The sequence below is a fragment of the Paraburkholderia sp. SEWSISQ10-3 4 genome (genome assembly GCF_030464785.1).
Lineage (GTDB): Bacteria > Pseudomonadota > Gammaproteobacteria > Burkholderiales > Burkholderiaceae > Paraburkholderia > Paraburkholderia aspalathi.
On sequence record NZ_JALPRI010000043.1, the window covers coordinates 1 to 16930 of the forward strand.

Below are 16930 nucleotides of genomic sequence, written 5' to 3' on the forward strand. Positions count from 1 at the left end.
CCGCCCCGCACAGGGGCAACACTAATAGACCACTAACAAATCAAGGAAAGGCCAATGCCCCAGGAACACGGCCAATGCCGCCGCAAAAGGCAAAACCCCCTAACTGTCCTTATTAATAATCCACTCATGCGCCGGATCATTCCGAAAATGCCAGGTCCGCTGCCCCCCAGCCATCACATTCAAATAATAAGACTCATACCCATAGGGAACAACAACAGGATGATACCCACGCGGCACCATCACGACGTCGTGATTCTCCACCGCCATCGACTCATCGATATCCCGCATATCCGTATACACACGCTGAAAAGCAAACCCTTGCGGCGGATCGAGCCGATGATAATAAGTCTCTTCGAGCGAACTCTCATGAGGCACGTTATCCGTATCGTGCTTATGCGGCGGATAGCTTGAAGCATGCCCCCCAGGCGTCCGAACCTCGACAACCAGCAAAGACTCCGCAAGCTCAGTCTGCGGAAGAATATCGCATACGTAACGCGTATTCAGCCCCTTCCCACGCGTGGAACGCTTCATCGTAGAAGGCTCGATCAACCTCGCCGGATACATACCCTTGCCCGGTGCACTCGCCACACCAACCTCAGCATCGCGACACGCGCGAACCGTCGCCCGCACGCCGGGCGGCAAATACACCGCATACGGCGCGGAATCCTCGAACACGCTATCGCGTGAACCCAGCGAACTCCATTTCGCATCAGCAGTTTCAATATCCACCGCGCCCGTCAGCACGACGATACACACCTCGCGAGACGGCTCAAACACATGCACGACTTCATCCGCGCCCAACCGGTAAGCAGCAAATCCCACATACCGCCAGCACGCCGACTCTGGCGTCACCCGCGCGATCGTTTGGCCCTCGCGCTGCGCCTTGACCAATAAACTCATGCTGCCTCCTGCTCAGTCCCGCCACCGGCGTCGAGCGGTGCGTCGACCAGCGCTCGCAAGGTCCGGAATCCTTTCTGCGCATACTCATACGATGGCGCCACCACCGGGTCCTGTTCCGCTTCAACCACCAGCCAGCCGCGATAGCCATGCCGCTTCAATCGATCGATGATCGCCGGGAAGTTCACCGCGCCATCGCCCGGTACCGTGAAGGCACCAGCGATCACGGCGTCGAGGAAACTCCAGTTGCGATTGCGCGCCAGTTTCATCACCGCGGGCCGTACGTCCTTGCAGTGCACGTGGCACACGCGCCCGATGTGTTTGTCGAGCACCGCGAGCGGATCGCCACCGGCAAACGTGATGTGTCCGGCGTCGAATAGCAGGCCGACGGCGTCGCTCGTGCGCGACATCAGTTGATCGACATCAGCCGGTGTTTCGACATATGCGCCCATGTGATGATGGTACGCCAACCGCACGCCGCGGCTTAGGGTGTAGCGCGCGAATTCATCGACGCGCGCCGCATACGCGGCCCACTGCGCTTCGCTGAAAAAACGCGGGCGTTGATAGAGCGGTTGCGGTGCGCCCTGGATCGAATCGGCGACTTCGCCATAGACCATCGCCGTCGCGCCGTTCTGCGCGAGCAGTTCGAGATGCGGGCCGACCGAGGCGATTTCTTCTTCCACGCTACGTCGTGCGAGTCGGCCGGAGTACCAGCCGGAGACCAAGGCCAGATCATATTTCGCAAGCAGCGTCTTCAGCGCCTGCGGTTCGCGCGGAAACTTGTTGCCGAGTTCGAAACCCTGGTAGCCGATCTGGCGTCCTTCGGTCAGTGCAACTTCAAGCGGTGTTTCGCCGCCGAGCGAAGGCAGGTCGTCGTTCATCCACGATAAGGGGTTGATGCCGATACGTACGTCGAAAGCAGTCATGCGGGCGTCCTCATTCGTTGTCGATGTGGCCGGGGCGGTCGCTGGGGTCGGTGGGCGCCGCGCGGGCGGCGAGTTGCGCGTCGTATTGCGAGCGTGCAGCGCGCACAGTGTCGCGCGCCGATACCTCGGGCACGGCGACTTCCCACCACCAGCCGCCGTCGTTCGTGGTGCGGGCGGGATCGGTGTCGATGCTGATTACGTAGGTGCGATCGGCGGCGCGCGCACGCTGCAGCGCGTCTTCAAGTTCGCCGATGTTCGCGACGTGTTCGGCCTCTGCACCGAGCGCGCGTGCATGGGCGGCGAAGTCGATCTTCGGCGCGCCAAGCGGGCCCTGCATGCAGTCGTCGAGCAGGTTGTTGAACGGCGCGCCACCGCAAGCCTGTTGCAAGCGGTTGATGCAACCGTAGCCGCGATTGTCGAGCACCACCACGATCAGCTTCGCGCCGATCATCACCGAAGTCGCGATCTCGCTGTTCATCATCAGATAGCTGCCGTCGCCGAGCATTACGATCACTTCACGCGCGGGCCGTGCGAGCTTGGCGCCGAGGCCGCCGGCAATCTCGTAGCCCATGCATGAGTAGCCGTATTCGACGTGATACGCGCCCGGTTTGCCGGCGCGCCACAGCTTGTGCAATTCGGCCGGCAAGGTGCCCGCTGCGCACACGACGATATCGTCCGTCGCGGAACGCGCGCTCGAACGCTGCACCGCGCCGATTACATCGCCCTCATACGGCAGCACGGTGTCGCGTTGCGGCGCATGTGTGAGCGTGCTCACGGTGTCGCGCCAGCTTGCCGCGAGTTTGTGGGCGCGCGCGGTCCATGTACGGTCCGCGTGCCAGCCTTGCATGGATTCGGCGAGCGCATCCAGCGCAAGACGTGCGTCGGCCTCGACCACCAGCGCGCGATGCTTGAGGCCGTCGAACGGATTCGCGTTGATGCCGATCACGTCGGCCTGGGTGAACAATGTGTTCGAGCCGGTGGTGAAGTCCTGCAAGCGGGTGCCGATTGCCAGCACGCAGTCGGCATCGTGGGCGAGTGCATTGGCGGCGGGCGAGCCGGTCACGCCTAAAGCACCAGCGTTCAGCGGATCGTTCCATGCGAGTGAACCTTTGCCGGCCTGCGTTTCGGCCACCGGAATGCCGTGCGCGGCGGCGAAGCGGTGCAGCGCGTCGGTCGCACGGCCATAGAGCACCCCGCCGCCCGCGACGATCAATGGACGCTTGGCGCGGCGCAGATGGGCAACTGCCGCGTTGATATCGTCAGCGCGCGGCGCGGGGGAGTGGAACGTGACGACGCGCGGCGTAAAGAAGTCGGCAGGGAAATCCCATGCTTGCGCTTGCACGTCCTGCGGCAGCGCGAGCGTCACAGGACCGCACAAGGCCGCGTCGGTGAGCACGCGCAAGGCGCGCGGCAATGCATTGAGCAATTGCGCCGGGTGCACGATGCGGTCGAAGTAGCGCGACACCGGTTTGAACGCATCGTTGGCAGAGACGCCGCCATCGTGGAAATCTTCAACCTGCTGCAACACCGGATCGGGCGCGCGCGAAACGAACACGTCGCCGGGTAACAGCAGCACGGGCAGACGGTTCACATGCGCGAGCGCGGCCGCGGTGATCAGGTTGGTCGCACCGGGGCCGATCGACGTCGTGACGGCCATCATGCGGCGACGGAAATGCGCTTTCGCATAGGCAATCGCGCTGTGCGCCATCGCCTGTTCGTTGTGAGCGCGCAGTGTGGGCAACGCCTCGCGGTGCTGATACAAGGCTTCGCCTATTCCGGCCACATTGCCGTGCCCGAAGATCGCGAATACGCCGCCAAAGAGCGGTTCGGTGCCGCCGCCGTCTTCCGTCGTGACCCGTTGTGCGGCGAGGTAGCGAACCAGCGCCTGGGCGGTCGTCAGGCGGACGGTGCCGCCCGACGGCGCGTGGGCCTGGGTGGCGTCGTTGGCGGACGCCGCATCGTGATGCAATACGCGCTGGTTCATGCCGCCTGCTCCTGATGTGCATGGTCCGCCGTGGTGGGCTGCGTGCTTGTCGTTCCACGCGTGGCACGCCACGACGCAATCAGTGTTTCGAATGTGCGGCGCACGCGCGCGATCAGCTCATCGTCGCCGATCTCACCGGCGAGCCACGCATGGCTCGGCTCGTGAAAGATCGTGCGACCCACGGTAAAGCCGCGGCATGTCGCCGATTGCGCCGCCGCGCGAAAGCCCTCGTTCAATTGCTCGACACCCGCTGACAAACCGAGCAACACCACGCCCCGGCAGTACGGATCGCGCTCGGCGATCAACGCGTCGACGGCTTGCCATTGCGCGGCGTCCATCGGTTCGAGTTTCCACCATTCCGGATAGATGCCGATGTTGTACAGCCGCTTCAACGCGCGATAGACGATGTCCGGTGCTTGCGGCAGATGCGCGTGTTTCGGCGGAATCACTTCGAGTAGCAATTCGTGGCCGCTTGCTTGTGTCGCGTCGTAAAGCGCACGCAGCTGCGCTTCCTGTTCGAGGCGTTGTTCGATCGGTTCGTCGGGATGGAATTGCACGAGGCACTTCGCAATGTGTTCCTGCGGCCATGCAATCAGCGTCGTGCCGATCGAGCGTCCGTGGTCGAACACGAGCGGCACGGAACCGGGCAGCTCAACCGGCCGGCCGATCCACCAGCCGCGTCCGGTGGCGGCGTTCAATGCGTCCTGACCGTAGCGGTCGTCGCTCAGGATGCCGATGCGGCCTTGCAGCCCCAAGGCGGTTTCCGTCTGCGCGACAGCTTCGACGAACAGGCCCTTCAGTTGCACGATACGCGCTTCGTCGGCGCCGGTCTGCTGGGCAAGCTCGAAGAACTGGTTGCGGTGGTCGAACGCGAAGCCGAGCACTTCGTCCCATTGTTTGCGGGCAGGGGAGACACGATGCAGGCGCGCGAGCGTTGCATCGCGGTCGGGACGGCGCATGCGTTGCGGATCGGCCTTGGCTTCGCGCAGGAAGTAGTCCAGTTCGGCGGGCGTCGGCATTGCAGGCGCACAGCCGTGACGCGACACGACCAGCGCGCCGCTTGCATTCGCCGCACGGGCGCACGCTTCGAGTGGCTGATCGCGCAACCATCCGGAGAGGAAGCCTGACGCGAATGCATCGCCCGCGCCGAGTACATTCAAAACTTCCACCTCGACGCCGCCGTGAATAGGCAAATCGTCGAGCGTTGCGGGTACTTTGCCGTCGATGATCTGGCAGCCCATCGGCCCGCGCTTCAGAACCAGCGTGGCCGGCGTCACGGCGCGCACCATGGCGAGCGCATCGACGAGCTCGGTCTTGCCACCGGCGATGCGGAACTCCTCCTCGGTGCCGATCACCAGATCGAACAAAGGCAGAATGCGCTGCAAGTGCGCGGTCACGCCTTCGCTCGCGACGAAGCGGGTTTCACCGTCCGCCTTACCTGTGAGGCCCCACAACACCGGGCGATAGTCGATATCGAGCACGGTGCGCACGTTATTGCGTCGCGCGTAATCCAGCGCGCGGCGGCTCGTGCGGTTCACCTGTTCGGTCGAAAAGTGCGTGCCGGTAATGAGCAGCGCTTTCGAAGACGCAATGTACGCCTCGTCGAAATCCGCTTCATCTACCGCCATATCCGCGCAGTTCTCGCGATAGAAGATCAGCGGAAAGGTATCGCGATCTTTCAGGCCGAGCAGAACGAGGGCGGTCAGGCGTTCCTGATCGACGCGGACATGACCGACGTCACAGCCTTCCTTCGTCAAGGTCTCGGTGAGAAAGCGCCCCATGTGATCGTTGCCGACACGCGCGAGCATCGACGATGCAAGCCCGAGGCGCGCGCAACCGAACGCGATATTCGCCGATGAACCGCCAAGATACTTTGCGAAACTCGACACGTCTTCGAGTCGCGCGCCGACCTGTTGCGCGTACAGATCGACGGCAAGACGGCCAAGACAGACGATGTCGCGGCTGCGGTCCGGTGCGAAACGGCTGGCCGTTGTCGCTGACGTTGCCCCTGAAGCGGAAGCGAGCCCGCCACCGTTCACGATCCCGGTCCCGCTGGATGTGCTGGAATGATTCATGAATATTCCTGAATAGCTGAGCGCGGGCGTGAGGCGCAACATGCGCCGGAAGCCCGCGCGAATGAATCAGATCGTCGCGCCGTCGAGTTCGCCGATCATCTTCTGCATTTCGGCGCCGCCGGCCATCATGTCGAGTACTTCGTCCTTGCTGATGGTGTCCTTCGTGAACGTGCCGAGCGATTTGCCGCGATTGAGCAGCGTGAACGAATCGCCGATCGGATACGCGTGGTGCACGTTGTGCGTGATGAAGATCACCGAGATGCCTTTTGCACGCGCCGTGTGAATCAGCTTCAGCACGTTGAAGCTCTGCTTGACGCCGAGCGCGGCCGTCGGCTCGTCGAGGATCAGCACGCGTGCGCCGAAGTGAATGGCCCGTGCAATCGCGAGACATTGCTTCTCGCCGCCGGACATCGTTCCAATCGGCTGATGCGGGTCGCGCACGTTGATGCCCATTTCGGCGAGCTTGTCGCGTGCGGTGGTGGCGCTGGTTTCGAGGTCCATCACGTTGATGAAACCGAACAGTTTCTTCTGAGGCTCGCGGCCCATGAAGAAATTGCGCGCCACGGAGAGCAAGGGCACCAGCGCCAGATCCTGATAGACGGTGGCGATGCCGAGATCGAGCGCATCTTTCGGCGACTCGAACAGCACCGGTTTGCCATCCACCAGATATTGACCGGAGGAGGGGCGATGCACGCCGGCGAGCGTCTTGATCAGCGTAGATTTACCCGCGCCGTTATCGCCGAGCAGGCAATGCACTTCGCCGCGCTTCAGACGCAAGGTCACGCCGCTTAGCGCGATGACCTGGCCGAAGTACTTGCTGACGTCTTCGAGTGCGAGGATCACGTCGTCCTGCGGTTTGGCTGCGGTGTTCACGGTATTCGTATCGGACATGGTCGTCTCCTCGTTACGATTGCGCGACGCGGCGGCGCACGTAGTGATTGAACAGCACGGCGATCAGCAGCATCACGCCGAGGAACACGCGGAACCAGTCGGAATCGACATTCGTATAGGTAATGCCGATCTGCACGACGCCGAAGATCAATGCGCCGAAGCAGGCGCCGATCACCGAGCCGTAGCCGCCGGTCAGCAGCGTGCCGCCGATCACCGCCGCGATGATGGCTTCGAATTCGGCCTGCAACCCGCGGTCGGCCGCGGCCGAGCCGATGTCGCACACTTGCAGCACGGCGAAGAGGCACGCGCAAAACGCGGTCAGCACGAACAGCGAAATCTTCACGCGCCGCACCGGCACGCCGACGTTCTTTGCTGCGTTGGCGTCGCCGCCCACCGCGAAAATCCAGTTGCCGAAACGGGTCTTGGCGAGGGTGAAGGCACAGACCGCGGCCAACGCGAACCACCAGAGCAGCACTTTCGGAATACCCGGCACGAGCGGGTTGCCGTTATCGAGCAGCTTCACGACCCCGATGTGCCCCAGCCAGACGAACAGGCCCTTGAACGCGACGCCCTGGAACAGGGTATGGGCGAGCCAGTCGTGAGCGGCGACGTCGCCCACGCCGGAGATGATCGTGCGGTCGGCGAACATGACCGACAGGGCCAGCGTGAGCCCGCGCAGGATGAACAGGAACGCCAGCGTCACGATGAATGACGGCAGCCGTGTACGCATCACCAGATAGCCGTTGAGTGCGCCGAGCAGCATCGATCCGGCGAACGCGAACACGATCGACAAGGCAATCGGCCAATGGAAGTACATCGTGGGCAGCGCGACCATCATGCCCGAGAAGCCGATCATCGAACCGATCGACAGATCGAATTCACCGGCGATCATCAACAGGCATGCACCGACTGCAATCAGGCCGAGATACGCGGCCACTTGCGACCAGTTCATCACGCCGTCGAGGTTGAACATGCCGGAGTTGCCGGCGGCAATTCCAAACACGAGGAACACCATCACGGTGCCGGCGAGGGCGGCGAATTCCGGACGGTTCAGCAGGTGCCGGAACCACGATTCCTGGCGCACGCGCTCATCGGCCGCCCCGGGTGCACCGCCGGACGTTGACGTCGTCGCGGTGTTCGAAGGGGGCTGCTTGCGGGGATGAGGGTGGAAGGGGTTGGCTACGCCCATTGAAGCTCTCCTTGATGCGCCCGGCTTTTCGCAGTCATCAAAGGACTGCAATCGGACCGCATGGCGCGTAATGCACGTAAAACGTGGTGAATGCAGGCGTGGGGCGGCCTGGCCAGTTGCGGCCGGCCGCGTCCACTTTCTTCATACCTGCCGGAACGGTTCTCCCGTGTCCGTGCGTCCAGCGAAATGCGTTAGCGGTACTGCCCTGCGTACTTGACCACCTTGTCGATGTTGGCCTTGGTGATGAAACCCGGGCCGGAACCGATATTGCGCGGCCCATAGGCGGGCTGCAGGCCGTACGTGGTGAGACGTTGCTGGAACTTCGGATTAGCCTGCAGGATCTGGCGGATCTTCGCCGGATCTGTGGTGTGTTCCTTCTTCACGATGGCCAGTACGGCAACCGGGATATAGCCCTGCAGGTAGGGTTGCTGGTCGATGGCGAACTGGATCGTGCCGTCCTGGATGCCCTTGGCGATGTCATTGTCGAAGTCGAATGTCGCGAACCAGACCTTGCCGGCAAGGCCCATCTGCTGCAGCGCCTTCATCGTCGGCGCGGCCGACAGCGGACCCAGCGTGAGCACCGCCTGGGTGTTCGGGTGATTGCGCAGATACGCGCTCACTTTCGATTGCACACCAGTCGGGTCCTGACCCGCGTCGAGCGTGGAGGACTTGAAGTCGACCCCGATCGCCTCGGCAAAGCCGCGGCAGCGTTCGAACGAAGCCGGGTTGGTTGCGTAGTGGTTCACGCATAGGAACGACTTGATGCCCGCCGCCTTCGCTTTCTGGCCCGCCGCTTTGCCCGCGGCGTATTCAGGCTGACCGACGTGCATGATCGCGCCAAGCTGCGCGCTTTGCTCCTCAGTGCCGGAATTGATCGTGACGAGCGGAATGTGCTTCTCGGTGACCTTGGCGAGCGAACTCTTGAGCACGTCGAAGTCGGCGATGGAAACGATCACGCCGTCGTAGTTGCGCGCGGCGGCCTGTTCGACCAGACGCGCCATATCGGCGATGTCGCCGTTCGGCGGATTGCGGTAGTCGGTCTCGACGTTGAAATCCTCGTCGGCCTGTTTGATGGCGTTCTTGATGGTGTTCCACCACGAATCCGAATCCGGCGCGTGGCTGATCAGCACGAAGTGAGCGTCAGCCGCGCGGGCGGCCGACGCCGCACCGAATCCCGTCGCCAACGTCAATGCCGCCACCAGAATCCTGAGCGTAGCCTTGCCCTTGCAAAGTCTCATTGTCTCCACCTTTCTCGGTCTGTCGTTATTGAAGGGAGCGTCTGGCGGGCGGCTTTCCGATTGCGTGCGTTGCGGCAGACGTCAGCCGATGCACCATCGCTCACGACCAAGATTAGGCCATCTTCCGAAGCGTTGCAATGAAAATTTCATGACAAATAAAAATGGAAAATACATTCCATTTGACGGGGCGCCTGCCTATAATCGGCAGCGTCAGGATGCCGTGTGGCGCGCGCTGGAAGCGTCTTCTGCACTGCAATAAAGCAACGAAGAGAGAGCCATGGCGGAAGAGAGCACCGAAGACTTGCCGAGCGTCGAAGAATTGATGCAGCGCATCGCGGAAAACTACGAGGCGCTGCCGCGGCAATTGAAGAATGTCGCGACGTATATCGAGCAGCATCGCTCGAGCGTGATGGTGGATCGCACCAGCGATATCGCCGCGAGTTGCGGCGTGCATCCGTCCGCCGTGGTGCGTTTTGCGCAGCGCTTCGGTTTTTCCGGCTTCTCCGATCTGCAGGCGGTGTTTCGTCAGGCGTACACGGGGCAGGGCACGTCTTCGCCGAGTTATCAGCAGCGGATTCGCAAACTGATCGACGAGAAGCCCGGCGCGTTGTCCGGTGGCTCCGTGGCGCGCGAATTCATCGCGGCCTCGCGCGGCGGTCTTGAAGAACTCGAAGCCGGCCTCGACGACCAGCAGTTCGACGCCGCCGTGAAGATGCTGCAGCAGGCCGACAACATCTACGTGATCGGCGTGCGGCGTTCGTTTCCAGTGGCGAGCTATATCGTCTACGCGTTGCAGCACACCCCCAAGCGTGTGCATCTGGTGTCCGGTTTCGGCGGCATGTACCGCGAACAGATTCGCAGCGTGAAGAAGAGCGACGTGGTGATCGCGATCAGCTTCGCGCCGTATGGCAAGGAAACGCAGTATTGCCTGCGTGTGGCGCATCACCATCAGGCGAAGACGCTGGTTATTACGGATAGCCAACTATCACCGCTGGCGCGTTACGCCACCACCCAACTGTATGTGAAAGAGGGCAGCGCGTTTGCGTTCCGCTCGCTGACCAGCACGATCTGTTTGTGCCAGGCGTTGTTCATCGCGCTCGCGTACAAGCTCGAACTGAACGTAGAAGAATCCAAAGAGACTGGAGGATACGATGACTGAGGCGGTAAAGACGATCGACGTAGCGGTATTCGGCGCGGGCCGTATCGGCAAGATTCATGCGGCGAATCTGGCGCGGCAACCGGGCGTGCGGCTCAAGTATGTGGTCGATGTGAATCGCGAGGCGGCCGCGGCGCTCGCTGCAGAACATGGCGCGCAGGTTGCGGATATCGACGGCGCGATGGGCGATGCATCGATCGGCGCGACGGTGATCTGTTCGAGTACGGACACGCACGCGGATCTGATCATGAAATCGGCTGCACAGAAGAAGCATGTGTTCTGCGAGAAGCCGGTCGATCTGACTTTGGAACGGGCACGTGCCTGCGCCGAAGCGGTGGAGCGCGCGGGCGTGGTCTGCATGATCGGTTTTCAGCGCCGCTTCGATCCGACCTTTTCCGCGTTGAAAGCGCGCATCGATGCGGGCGAAATCGGCACGCCGGAAATGCTGGTGGTGACGAGCCGTGATCCGGGCGCACCGCCGGTCGAGTACATCAAGCACTCGGGCGGCATCTTCAAGGACATGCTGATTCACGACTTCGACATCTTCCGCTGGATTCTGGACGACGAAGCCGACACGCTGCACGCCACGGGGAGTTGTCTTTCGGATCCGGCGATTGCCGAAGCGGGCGATATCGATTCGACCGCGGTGACGATCCGCACGAAGCACGGACGTCTGTGCCAGATCAATACCGCGCGACGCGCAGCTTATGGGTACGACCAGCGTTTCGAAGTGCTCGGCAGCACCGGCATGCTGCAGGCGGGCAATGTGCGGCCCACCGAGGTCACCGCGTATTCGAAAACCGAAGTGTCGAGCGACGTGCCCGAGGCATTTTTCCTCGAGCGCTATCGTGCGGCGTACGCACTGGAAATCGCGCATTTCTTCGACGCGGTCACGCACGGCAAACCGGTACGAACCACCGTCGCCGACGGTCTGAAAGCGCTCGAACTCGCCGACGCCGCGACGCGCTCGTGGCGCGAGGGTCGCGCGGTGAAACTCGGGGAGGCATTGTGATGAATGCGACGACTGGGCGACTTCGTTTGGGTGTGGTGGGCTTGGGACGGTTGGGCAAGCGCCACGCGGAAAATCTGGCGTATCGCGTGCCGGGTGCGACGCTCGTGGCCGCTTGCAGTCCGGTGGAAGAGGAGAGGGCGTGGGCGCGCGAGACTTTACCCGAACCGCGTCTCTACGCCGACTATGCGGACCTGCTCGCCGATCGCGACGTGGACGCGGTGTGGCTTGTCACGCCGTCGTCCTTGCACGCGCAGCAGATTATCGATGCATTGCGCGCCGGCAAACATGTGTTCTGCGAGAAGCCGCTGTCGCTGGATCTCGCCGAGTGCGAGCGCGTCTTGGCTGAAGCCGCGCGCTATCCGCATCTGCAGGCCACCATCGGCTTCATGCGGCGTTTCGATCCGAGCTACAAGGATGCGTTCGACAAGATCGAAGCCGGCAAGATCGGACGGCCGTTTCTGGTGCGCTCGCAAACCACCGATCAGAACGACACCAACGGTTTCTTCGTGCGTTTCTCGGCGACCTCCGGTGGGATCTTTCTGGATTGCACGGTGCATGACATCGACGTCGCGCGCTGGCTGCTTGGCAAACCGCGCGCCAAACGCGTGTTTGCGGCGGGCGCGGTCGCATTGCACGAGGGGCTGCGGGAATTCGGCGACGTCGATAACGGCGTGGCGATCTGCGAATTCGAGGACGGCAAGCTCGCGATGTTCTACGCGTCACGCACGCAAGCTCACGGTAACGACACGCATAGCGAGGTGATCGGCACTGCCGGCGCGCTGGCGATTGGCCACAATCCGCGAGCGAATCGCGTCGAGATCTACGACGCGACGGGCATTCGCAACGAATGCACGCCGACCTTCTTCGATCGCTTCGAGGACGCGTTTTTGCATGAGGCGCGCGCCTTCGTGGCGGCAGTGCAGGGCGGCGCGGGATCGAGTGCGCAAGCAGGCGCCACACTGGCCGACGCGCTCGAAGCGACGCGGATCGGCATGGCACTGCGGCAGTCGCTGCAGAGCGGAGAGGCGGTCACGTTGTAGCGCCCAAGGCACCAAAGCGCCGCCGGATGACGGAAATCGACATGACAGCGTCACTTCCGGCGGCTAAACGACACCTGCTGTAGAATTTGACCCTCTGTCCGGCGTCGCTTATGACGCCTCATCCCGAAGGTCATCGTCGATGCAAATTCAGGTTCACAAGGAAGTCGATGCGCGCGGGCTGATGTGCCCGCTGCCCATCTTGCGCGCCAAGAAGGCGCTCGCCGACATGGAAAGCGGCCAGATTCTCAAGGTGTTAGCCACCGACCCGGGCTCGCAGCGCGATTTCGCCGCATTCGCGAAGCAAACCGGCAACGAAATCGTCGAAAGTTCGTCGCACGACAAGGTTTTCACGTTTCTGATGAAGCGTCGCTGAAACACGAACGAAAATACCAAACAAAAGGCGCTGTGCCCGCAATTGCGGGGCACAGCGCCTTTTTTACGTCTGACTAACCTGACTACTGCTTAACGCGAGAGGCTAACAGCGCAAGGGTTCTGCGCGGCTGTCCCGTTGCTCAGCCTTCCAGCACCGGCGAACGGGTACGCAGATATTCTTCGAAATCGGCTGCCACTTCCGGGTGACGCAACGCGAACTCGACCGTCGCTTTCAGATAACCCAGCTTGCTGCCGCAGTCGAAACGCGTGCCGTGGTACTTGTACGCCAGCACTTGCTCATCGGCGAGCAGCGACTGAATCGCGTCCGTCAGCTGCAATTCGCCGCCTGCGCCCGGCTTCAGCGCGCGCAGATGTTCGAAAATACGCGGCTTCAGCACATAGCGGCCTACCACGCCGAGATTCGACGGTGCGACGTCCGGCTCCGGCTTTTCGACGATGCCCGACATCTTGATGATCGAGTCTTCCCACTCCTTGCCGTCGACGATACCGTACGACTTCGTCTCCGAGTGCGGGATTTCTTCGACACCGATCACCGAGCTGTGATAGTGGTCGAACACCTCGATCATTTGCGTCATGACGGGCGGCTTGCCGTACAGCAAGTCGTCCGCGAGGATGACGGCGAACGGGTTGTCGCCCACCAGCTTTTCAGCGCACATCACCGCGTGGCCGAGGCCCAGCGCTTCCGGCTGACGCACGTAGAAACAGTCCACATGGCTCGGCTTGATGCTGCGCACCAATTCCAGCAGCTTGTCCTTGCCGCGCGCCTGGAGTTCGGCCTCGATTTCGTATGACTTATCGAAATGGTCCTCGATCGCGCGCTTGCTGCGGCCCGTCACAAAGATCATTTCGGTGATGCCGGCCGCCATTGCCTCTTCCACCGCGTATTGAATCAGCGGCTTGTCGACGATCGGCAGCATCTCCTTCGGGCTTGCCTTCGTGGCAGGGAGGAACCGGGTGCCAAGACCTGCTACCGGAAAAACCGCTTTTGTAACTTTTAGCATGTGATTACCCTGAATCCTCTGGTTTAGCTTTGCGCCCCGTCAGCCCGCAACGGGGCGGACAAGGCGCGTCGATCAGGCCGGCAAACGCGCCAACTGGGCTTTCAGCTTGCCGATAGTGGTTTCGAATTCTGCCAGCCTTTTCTGCTCCTGCTCAACGACTGCCGGTGGCGCCTTTGCCACAAAGCTTTCATTCTGCAATTTGGCATTGCACTTGATGACTTCCGTGCCAAGCCGCGCAATTTCCTTCGACAGACGCTCGCGTTCCACCGCGACGTCGATTTCCACCTTCAGCACAAGCTTGTCATTCCCTACGATAGCAATTGGCGCGCCATCTGCCTGCGCGTCCAGCGTTGCCTCGTCGGCAATGATCTGCACCTCCGACAAACGGGCCAATGCCTGAGCGTACGGAGCGAAAGTTGCGAGCCGCTCCGCGTTGCCGGTAGCGAGCAACGGCACCTTGACCGCCGGCGACAGATTCATCTCGCCACGCAGATTCCGGCACGCATCGATCACTGCTTTCAGGTCGGCCGCCCATTGCTCAGCGTCTTCGTCAATCTTCGACGGCTCCGCAACGGGGTAGGGCTGCACCATGATGGACGCTTCGCCCTCGGCTTTGCCTTCGGGATAACGTCCAGCCAACGGCGCAACTTTTTGCCACAGCGCTTCGGTGATGAACGGAATCACGGGATGCGCGAGGCGCAACACCGTCTCGAGCACGCGCAGCAGCGTGCGGCGCGTTGCGCGCTGCTGGTTCGGCTGACCCGTCTGGATCTGAACCTTGGCGAGTTCGAGATACCAGTCACAGTATTCGTCCCATACGAACTTGTATAGGGCGTTGGCCACATTGTCAAAACGATAGTCGGCGAAACCCTTGGCGACTTCCGCTTCCACGCGCTGCAGGCGCGAGACGATCCAGCGATCGGCCGCCGAGAAATTCAGATGGCCGTCCGGACCGCATTCGCCGCATTGCTCCGGCTTGCCGAAACCGCAATCGTGGCCTTCGCAGTTCATCAGCACGAAGCGGGTGGCATTCCACAGCTTGTTGCAGAAGTTGCGATAGCCTTCGCAGCGCGCGAGGTCGAAGTTGACGTTGCGGCCGAGCGTGGCCATCGACGCCATCGTGAAGCGCAGCGCGTCCGTGCCGAACGCCGGAATGCCGTCCGGGAATTCCTTGCGGGTTTTCTTTTCGATCGACGCAGCCTGCTTCGGATTCATCAGGCCGGTGGTGCGCTTGGCGACCAGCGCGTCGAGGTCGATGCCGTCGACGATATCGATCGGGTCGAGCGTGTTGCCCTTGCTCTTCGACATCTTCTGGCCTTCGGCGTCGCGCACCAGACCGTGCACGTAGACCGTGTCGAACGGCACCTTGCCGGTGAAGTGCGTGGTCATCATGACCATGCGCGCGACCCAGAAAAAGATGATGTCGAAACCGGTGACCAGCACCGACGAAGGCATGAAATGCTTCAGCTCCGGCGTCTCGGCAGGCCAGCCGAGCGACGAGAACGGCACCAGCGCCGACGAGAACCACGTGTCGAGCACGTCTTCATCGCGTTTGAGCGGGCCCGTGTAACCAGCTTCCGCGGCCTTCTCGCGCGCGCCTTCTTCGGTCTTGGCGACGAAGATTTCGCCGTTTTCGCCGTACCACGCCGGGATCTGATGGCCCCACCAGAGTTGGCGCGAGATACACCAGTCCTGGATATTTTCGAGCCACTGGTAGTACGTGGTGGACCAGTTTTCCGGCACGAACTTGATTTCGCCGCTGCGAACCACGTCCAACGCCGTTTCGGCGATCGATTTGCCCGGATTGAAGGTGCCCTCCGGCGCCGGCTTGCTCATGGCGACGAACCATTGGTCCGTCAGCATCGGCTCGATCACGACGCCCGTGCGGTCGCCGCGCGGCACCATCAGCTTATGCGGCTTGACTGATTCGAGCGCGCCGAGCGCTTCGAGGTCGGCCACGACCTCTTTGCGGGCTGCGAAACGGTCCTGGCCGCGATATTTTTCCGGCGCGTTGTCATTGATCTTCGCGTCGAGCGTGAGGATCTCGATCATCGGCAGCTTGTGGCGCAGGCCGACCTGATAGTCGTTGAAATCGTGCGCGGGCGTGACCTTGACCACGCCGGTGCCGAATTCGCGGTCGACGTAGTCGTCGGCGATGATCGGGACTTCGCGGCCGGAGAGCGGCAGCGTGACCGTCTTGCCGATCAGGTGCGCATAACGCTCGTCTTCCGGATGGACCATCACGGCGGTATCGCCGAGCATGGTTTCCGGGCGCGTGGTGGCGACCGTCAGATGGCCCGAGCCGTCCGTGAGCGGGTACTGGATGTGCCAGAGGTGGCCGTTTTCTTCTTCGCTGACCACTTCGAGATCGGAGACGGCGGTGAGCAGCACCGGATCCCAGTTCACGAGGCGCTTGCCGCGGTAGATCAGGCCTTGTTCATACAGGCGTACGAACACGTCGCGTACGGCGGCCGACATTTTGTCGTCCATCGTGAAGTATTCGCGCGACCAGTCGATCGACGCGCCGAGGCGGCGCACCTGATTCGTGATGGTCGAGCCGGATTCCTGCTTCCATTCCCAGACGCGTTCGGTGAACTTTTCGCGGCCGAGGTCATGACGGGAGACGCCTTTCGCATCCAGTTGGCGTTCGACGACGATTTGCGTGGCGATGCCCGCGTGGTCCGTGCCCGGCACCCAGAGGGTGTTTTCGCCGAGCATGCGGTGATAGCGGGTGAGGCCGTCCATGATCGTCTGGTTGAACGCATGGCCCATGTGGAGGGTGCCGGTGACGTTCGGCGGCGGCAACTGGATCGAGAAGTCTTTCTTGTTTTCGTCGAAGGTGGCCTTTGCGTAGGCGCGCTTTTCCCATTCGGGGCCCCAGTGGGCCTCGATGGTGTGGGGCTCGAAGCTTTTGGCAAGTGTGGAGGTGGGGTCGCTCGGGGTCTCGCTCATTTCTGTCCGTCTGCTGGTGGATGCAAAGAATGTTTGATTATAAGCGGCGATGCCGGTGGGGGCCCCTGGGGGGCGGTTTTTGCCTGCGGCGCTTGGTTTGGCCGTGTTCTTGGGGTTTGGGCTTTCCTTGATCTGGCTTTGGTGCCTTTCCTTGAATTGTTAGTGGTCTATTAGCG

General features: G+C 62.1%; 13 protein-coding genes. 4 read left to right on the forward strand and 9 right to left on the reverse strand.

The genetic code is table 11. The features are described 5' to 3' along the window. Positions 1–99 precede the first annotated feature (99 nt). The 7 genes from iolB to M0D68_RS36390 form a co-directional block, all read right to left on the reverse strand. Positions 100–900: a 5-deoxy-glucuronate isomerase gene (iolB, locus tag M0D68_RS36360; protein ID WP_266226889.1), complete on the reverse strand. Its 801-nt coding sequence runs from the start codon at positions 898–900 to the stop codon at positions 100–102. Continuing rightward, the gene (iolE, locus tag M0D68_RS36365) at positions 897–1823 is read right to left on the reverse strand and encodes a myo-inosose-2 dehydratase (protein WP_256455381.1); all 927 of its coding nucleotides are present in this window, start codon (positions 1821–1823) and stop codon (positions 897–899) included. Before iolE ends, iolB begins: the two co-directional genes overlap by 4 nt. Before the next feature lie 10 nt (positions 1824–1833). After that, on the reverse strand, positions 1834–3807 hold the full coding sequence (gene iolD, locus M0D68_RS36370; RefSeq protein ID WP_266226890.1) for a 3D-(3,5/4)-trihydroxycyclohexane-1,2-dione acylhydrolase (decyclizing): 1974 nt from the start codon (positions 3805–3807) through the stop codon (positions 1834–1836). After that, complete coding sequence (gene iolC, locus M0D68_RS36375) at positions 3804–5882, reverse strand: 5-dehydro-2-deoxygluconokinase (protein WP_266226891.1); 2079 nt, start codon at positions 5880–5882, stop codon at positions 3804–3806. The genes iolD and iolC overlap by 4 nt, the downstream gene beginning before the upstream one ends. 66 nt (positions 5883–5948) lie before the next feature. Beyond that, positions 5949–6773 (reverse strand): ATP-binding cassette domain-containing protein, encoded by an 825-nt coding sequence (locus M0D68_RS36380; protein WP_200658631.1) that lies wholly within the window; start codon positions 6771–6773, stop codon positions 5949–5951. Between the two features lie 13 nt (positions 6774–6786). Continuing rightward, the gene (locus M0D68_RS36385) at positions 6787–7962 is read right to left on the reverse strand and encodes an ABC transporter permease (protein WP_093647637.1); all 1176 of its coding nucleotides are present in this window, start codon (positions 7960–7962) and stop codon (positions 6787–6789) included. Between the two features lie 191 nt (positions 7963–8153). Further along, entirely contained in the window at positions 8154–9200 is a 1047-nt protein-coding gene (locus M0D68_RS36390; protein ID WP_054042251.1) for a sugar ABC transporter substrate-binding protein, read from the reverse strand. Positions 9201–9477: 277 nt separating this feature from the next. Here M0D68_RS36390 and M0D68_RS36395 point away from each other — a divergent pair, with 277 nt between their 5' ends. The 4 genes from M0D68_RS36395 (at position 9478) to M0D68_RS36410 (ending at position 12781) form a co-directional block, all read left to right on the forward strand. Beyond that, positions 9478–10359 carry a MurR/RpiR family transcriptional regulator gene (locus M0D68_RS36395; protein WP_093647639.1) on the forward strand — a complete coding sequence of 294 codons (882 nt, stop codon included), beginning with the start codon at positions 9478–9480 and terminating at the stop codon, positions 10357–10359. Beyond that, the gene (iolG, locus tag M0D68_RS36400; protein ID WP_201129945.1) at positions 10352–11368 is read left to right on the forward strand and encodes an inositol 2-dehydrogenase; all 1017 of its coding nucleotides are present in this window, start codon (positions 10352–10354) and stop codon (positions 11366–11368) included. The genes M0D68_RS36395 and iolG overlap by 8 nt, the downstream gene beginning before the upstream one ends. Next, the gene (locus M0D68_RS36405) at positions 11368–12408 is read left to right on the forward strand and encodes a Gfo/Idh/MocA family oxidoreductase (RefSeq protein ID WP_266226893.1); all 1041 of its coding nucleotides are present in this window, start codon (positions 11368–11370) and stop codon (positions 12406–12408) included. Before iolG ends, M0D68_RS36405 begins: the two co-directional genes overlap by 1 nt. 145 nt (positions 12409–12553) lie before the next feature. After that, positions 12554–12781 (forward strand): sulfurtransferase TusA family protein, encoded by a 228-nt coding sequence (locus M0D68_RS36410; RefSeq protein ID WP_054042293.1) that lies wholly within the window; start codon positions 12554–12556, stop codon positions 12779–12781. 139 nt (positions 12782–12920) lie between these two features. Here M0D68_RS36410 and galU read toward each other — a convergent pair whose 3' ends face one another. Together galU and M0D68_RS36420 are read right to left on the reverse strand one after the other, a co-directional pair. Next, positions 12921–13802 (reverse strand): UTP--glucose-1-phosphate uridylyltransferase GalU, encoded by an 882-nt coding sequence (galU, locus tag M0D68_RS36415; RefSeq protein ID WP_054042256.1) that lies wholly within the window; start codon positions 13800–13802, stop codon positions 12921–12923. Positions 13803–13874: 72 nt separating this feature from the next. Next, a complete protein-coding gene (locus tag M0D68_RS36420; protein ID WP_200652441.1) occupies positions 13875–16754 on the reverse strand; it encodes a valine--tRNA ligase in 2880 nt (959 codons plus the stop codon). Between the last annotated feature and the right edge of the window lie 176 nt (positions 16755–16930).

Coding starts and splice junctions, on each gene's coding strand:
- iolD (WP_266226890.1), bottom strand. CDS start 3,807: ATGAACCAGCGCGTATTGCATCACGATGCGGCGTCCGCCAACGACGCC.
- M0D68_RS36390 (WP_054042251.1), bottom strand. CDS start 9,200: ATGAGACTTTGCAAGGGCAAGGCTACGCTCAGGATTCTGGTGGCGGCA.
- iolG (WP_201129945.1), top strand. CDS start 10,352: ATGACTGAGGCGGTAAAGACGATCGACGTAGCGGTATTCGGCGCGGGC.
- M0D68_RS36420 (WP_200652441.1), bottom strand. CDS start 16,754: ATGAGCGAGACCCCGAGCGACCCCACCTCCACACTTGCCAAAAGCTTC.
- M0D68_RS36395 (WP_093647639.1), top strand. CDS start 9,478: ATGGCGGAAGAGAGCACCGAAGACTTGCCGAGCGTCGAAGAATTGATG.
- iolE (WP_256455381.1), bottom strand. CDS start 1,823: ATGACTGCTTTCGACGTACGTATCGGCATCAACCCCTTATCGTGGATG.
- M0D68_RS36405 (WP_266226893.1), top strand. CDS start 11,368: ATGAATGCGACGACTGGGCGACTTCGTTTGGGTGTGGTGGGCTTGGGA.
- iolB (WP_266226889.1), bottom strand. CDS start 900: ATGAGTTTATTGGTCAAGGCGCAGCGCGAGGGCCAAACGATCGCGCGG.
- iolC (WP_266226891.1), bottom strand. CDS start 5,882: ATGAATCATTCCAGCACATCCAGCGGGACCGGGATCGTGAACGGTGGC.
- M0D68_RS36385 (WP_093647637.1), bottom strand. CDS start 7,962: ATGGGCGTAGCCAACCCCTTCCACCCTCATCCCCGCAAGCAGCCCCCT.
- galU (WP_054042256.1), bottom strand. CDS start 13,802: ATGCTAAAAGTTACAAAAGCGGTTTTTCCGGTAGCAGGTCTTGGCACC.
- M0D68_RS36380 (WP_200658631.1), bottom strand. CDS start 6,773: ATGTCCGATACGAATACCGTGAACACCGCAGCCAAACCGCAGGACGAC.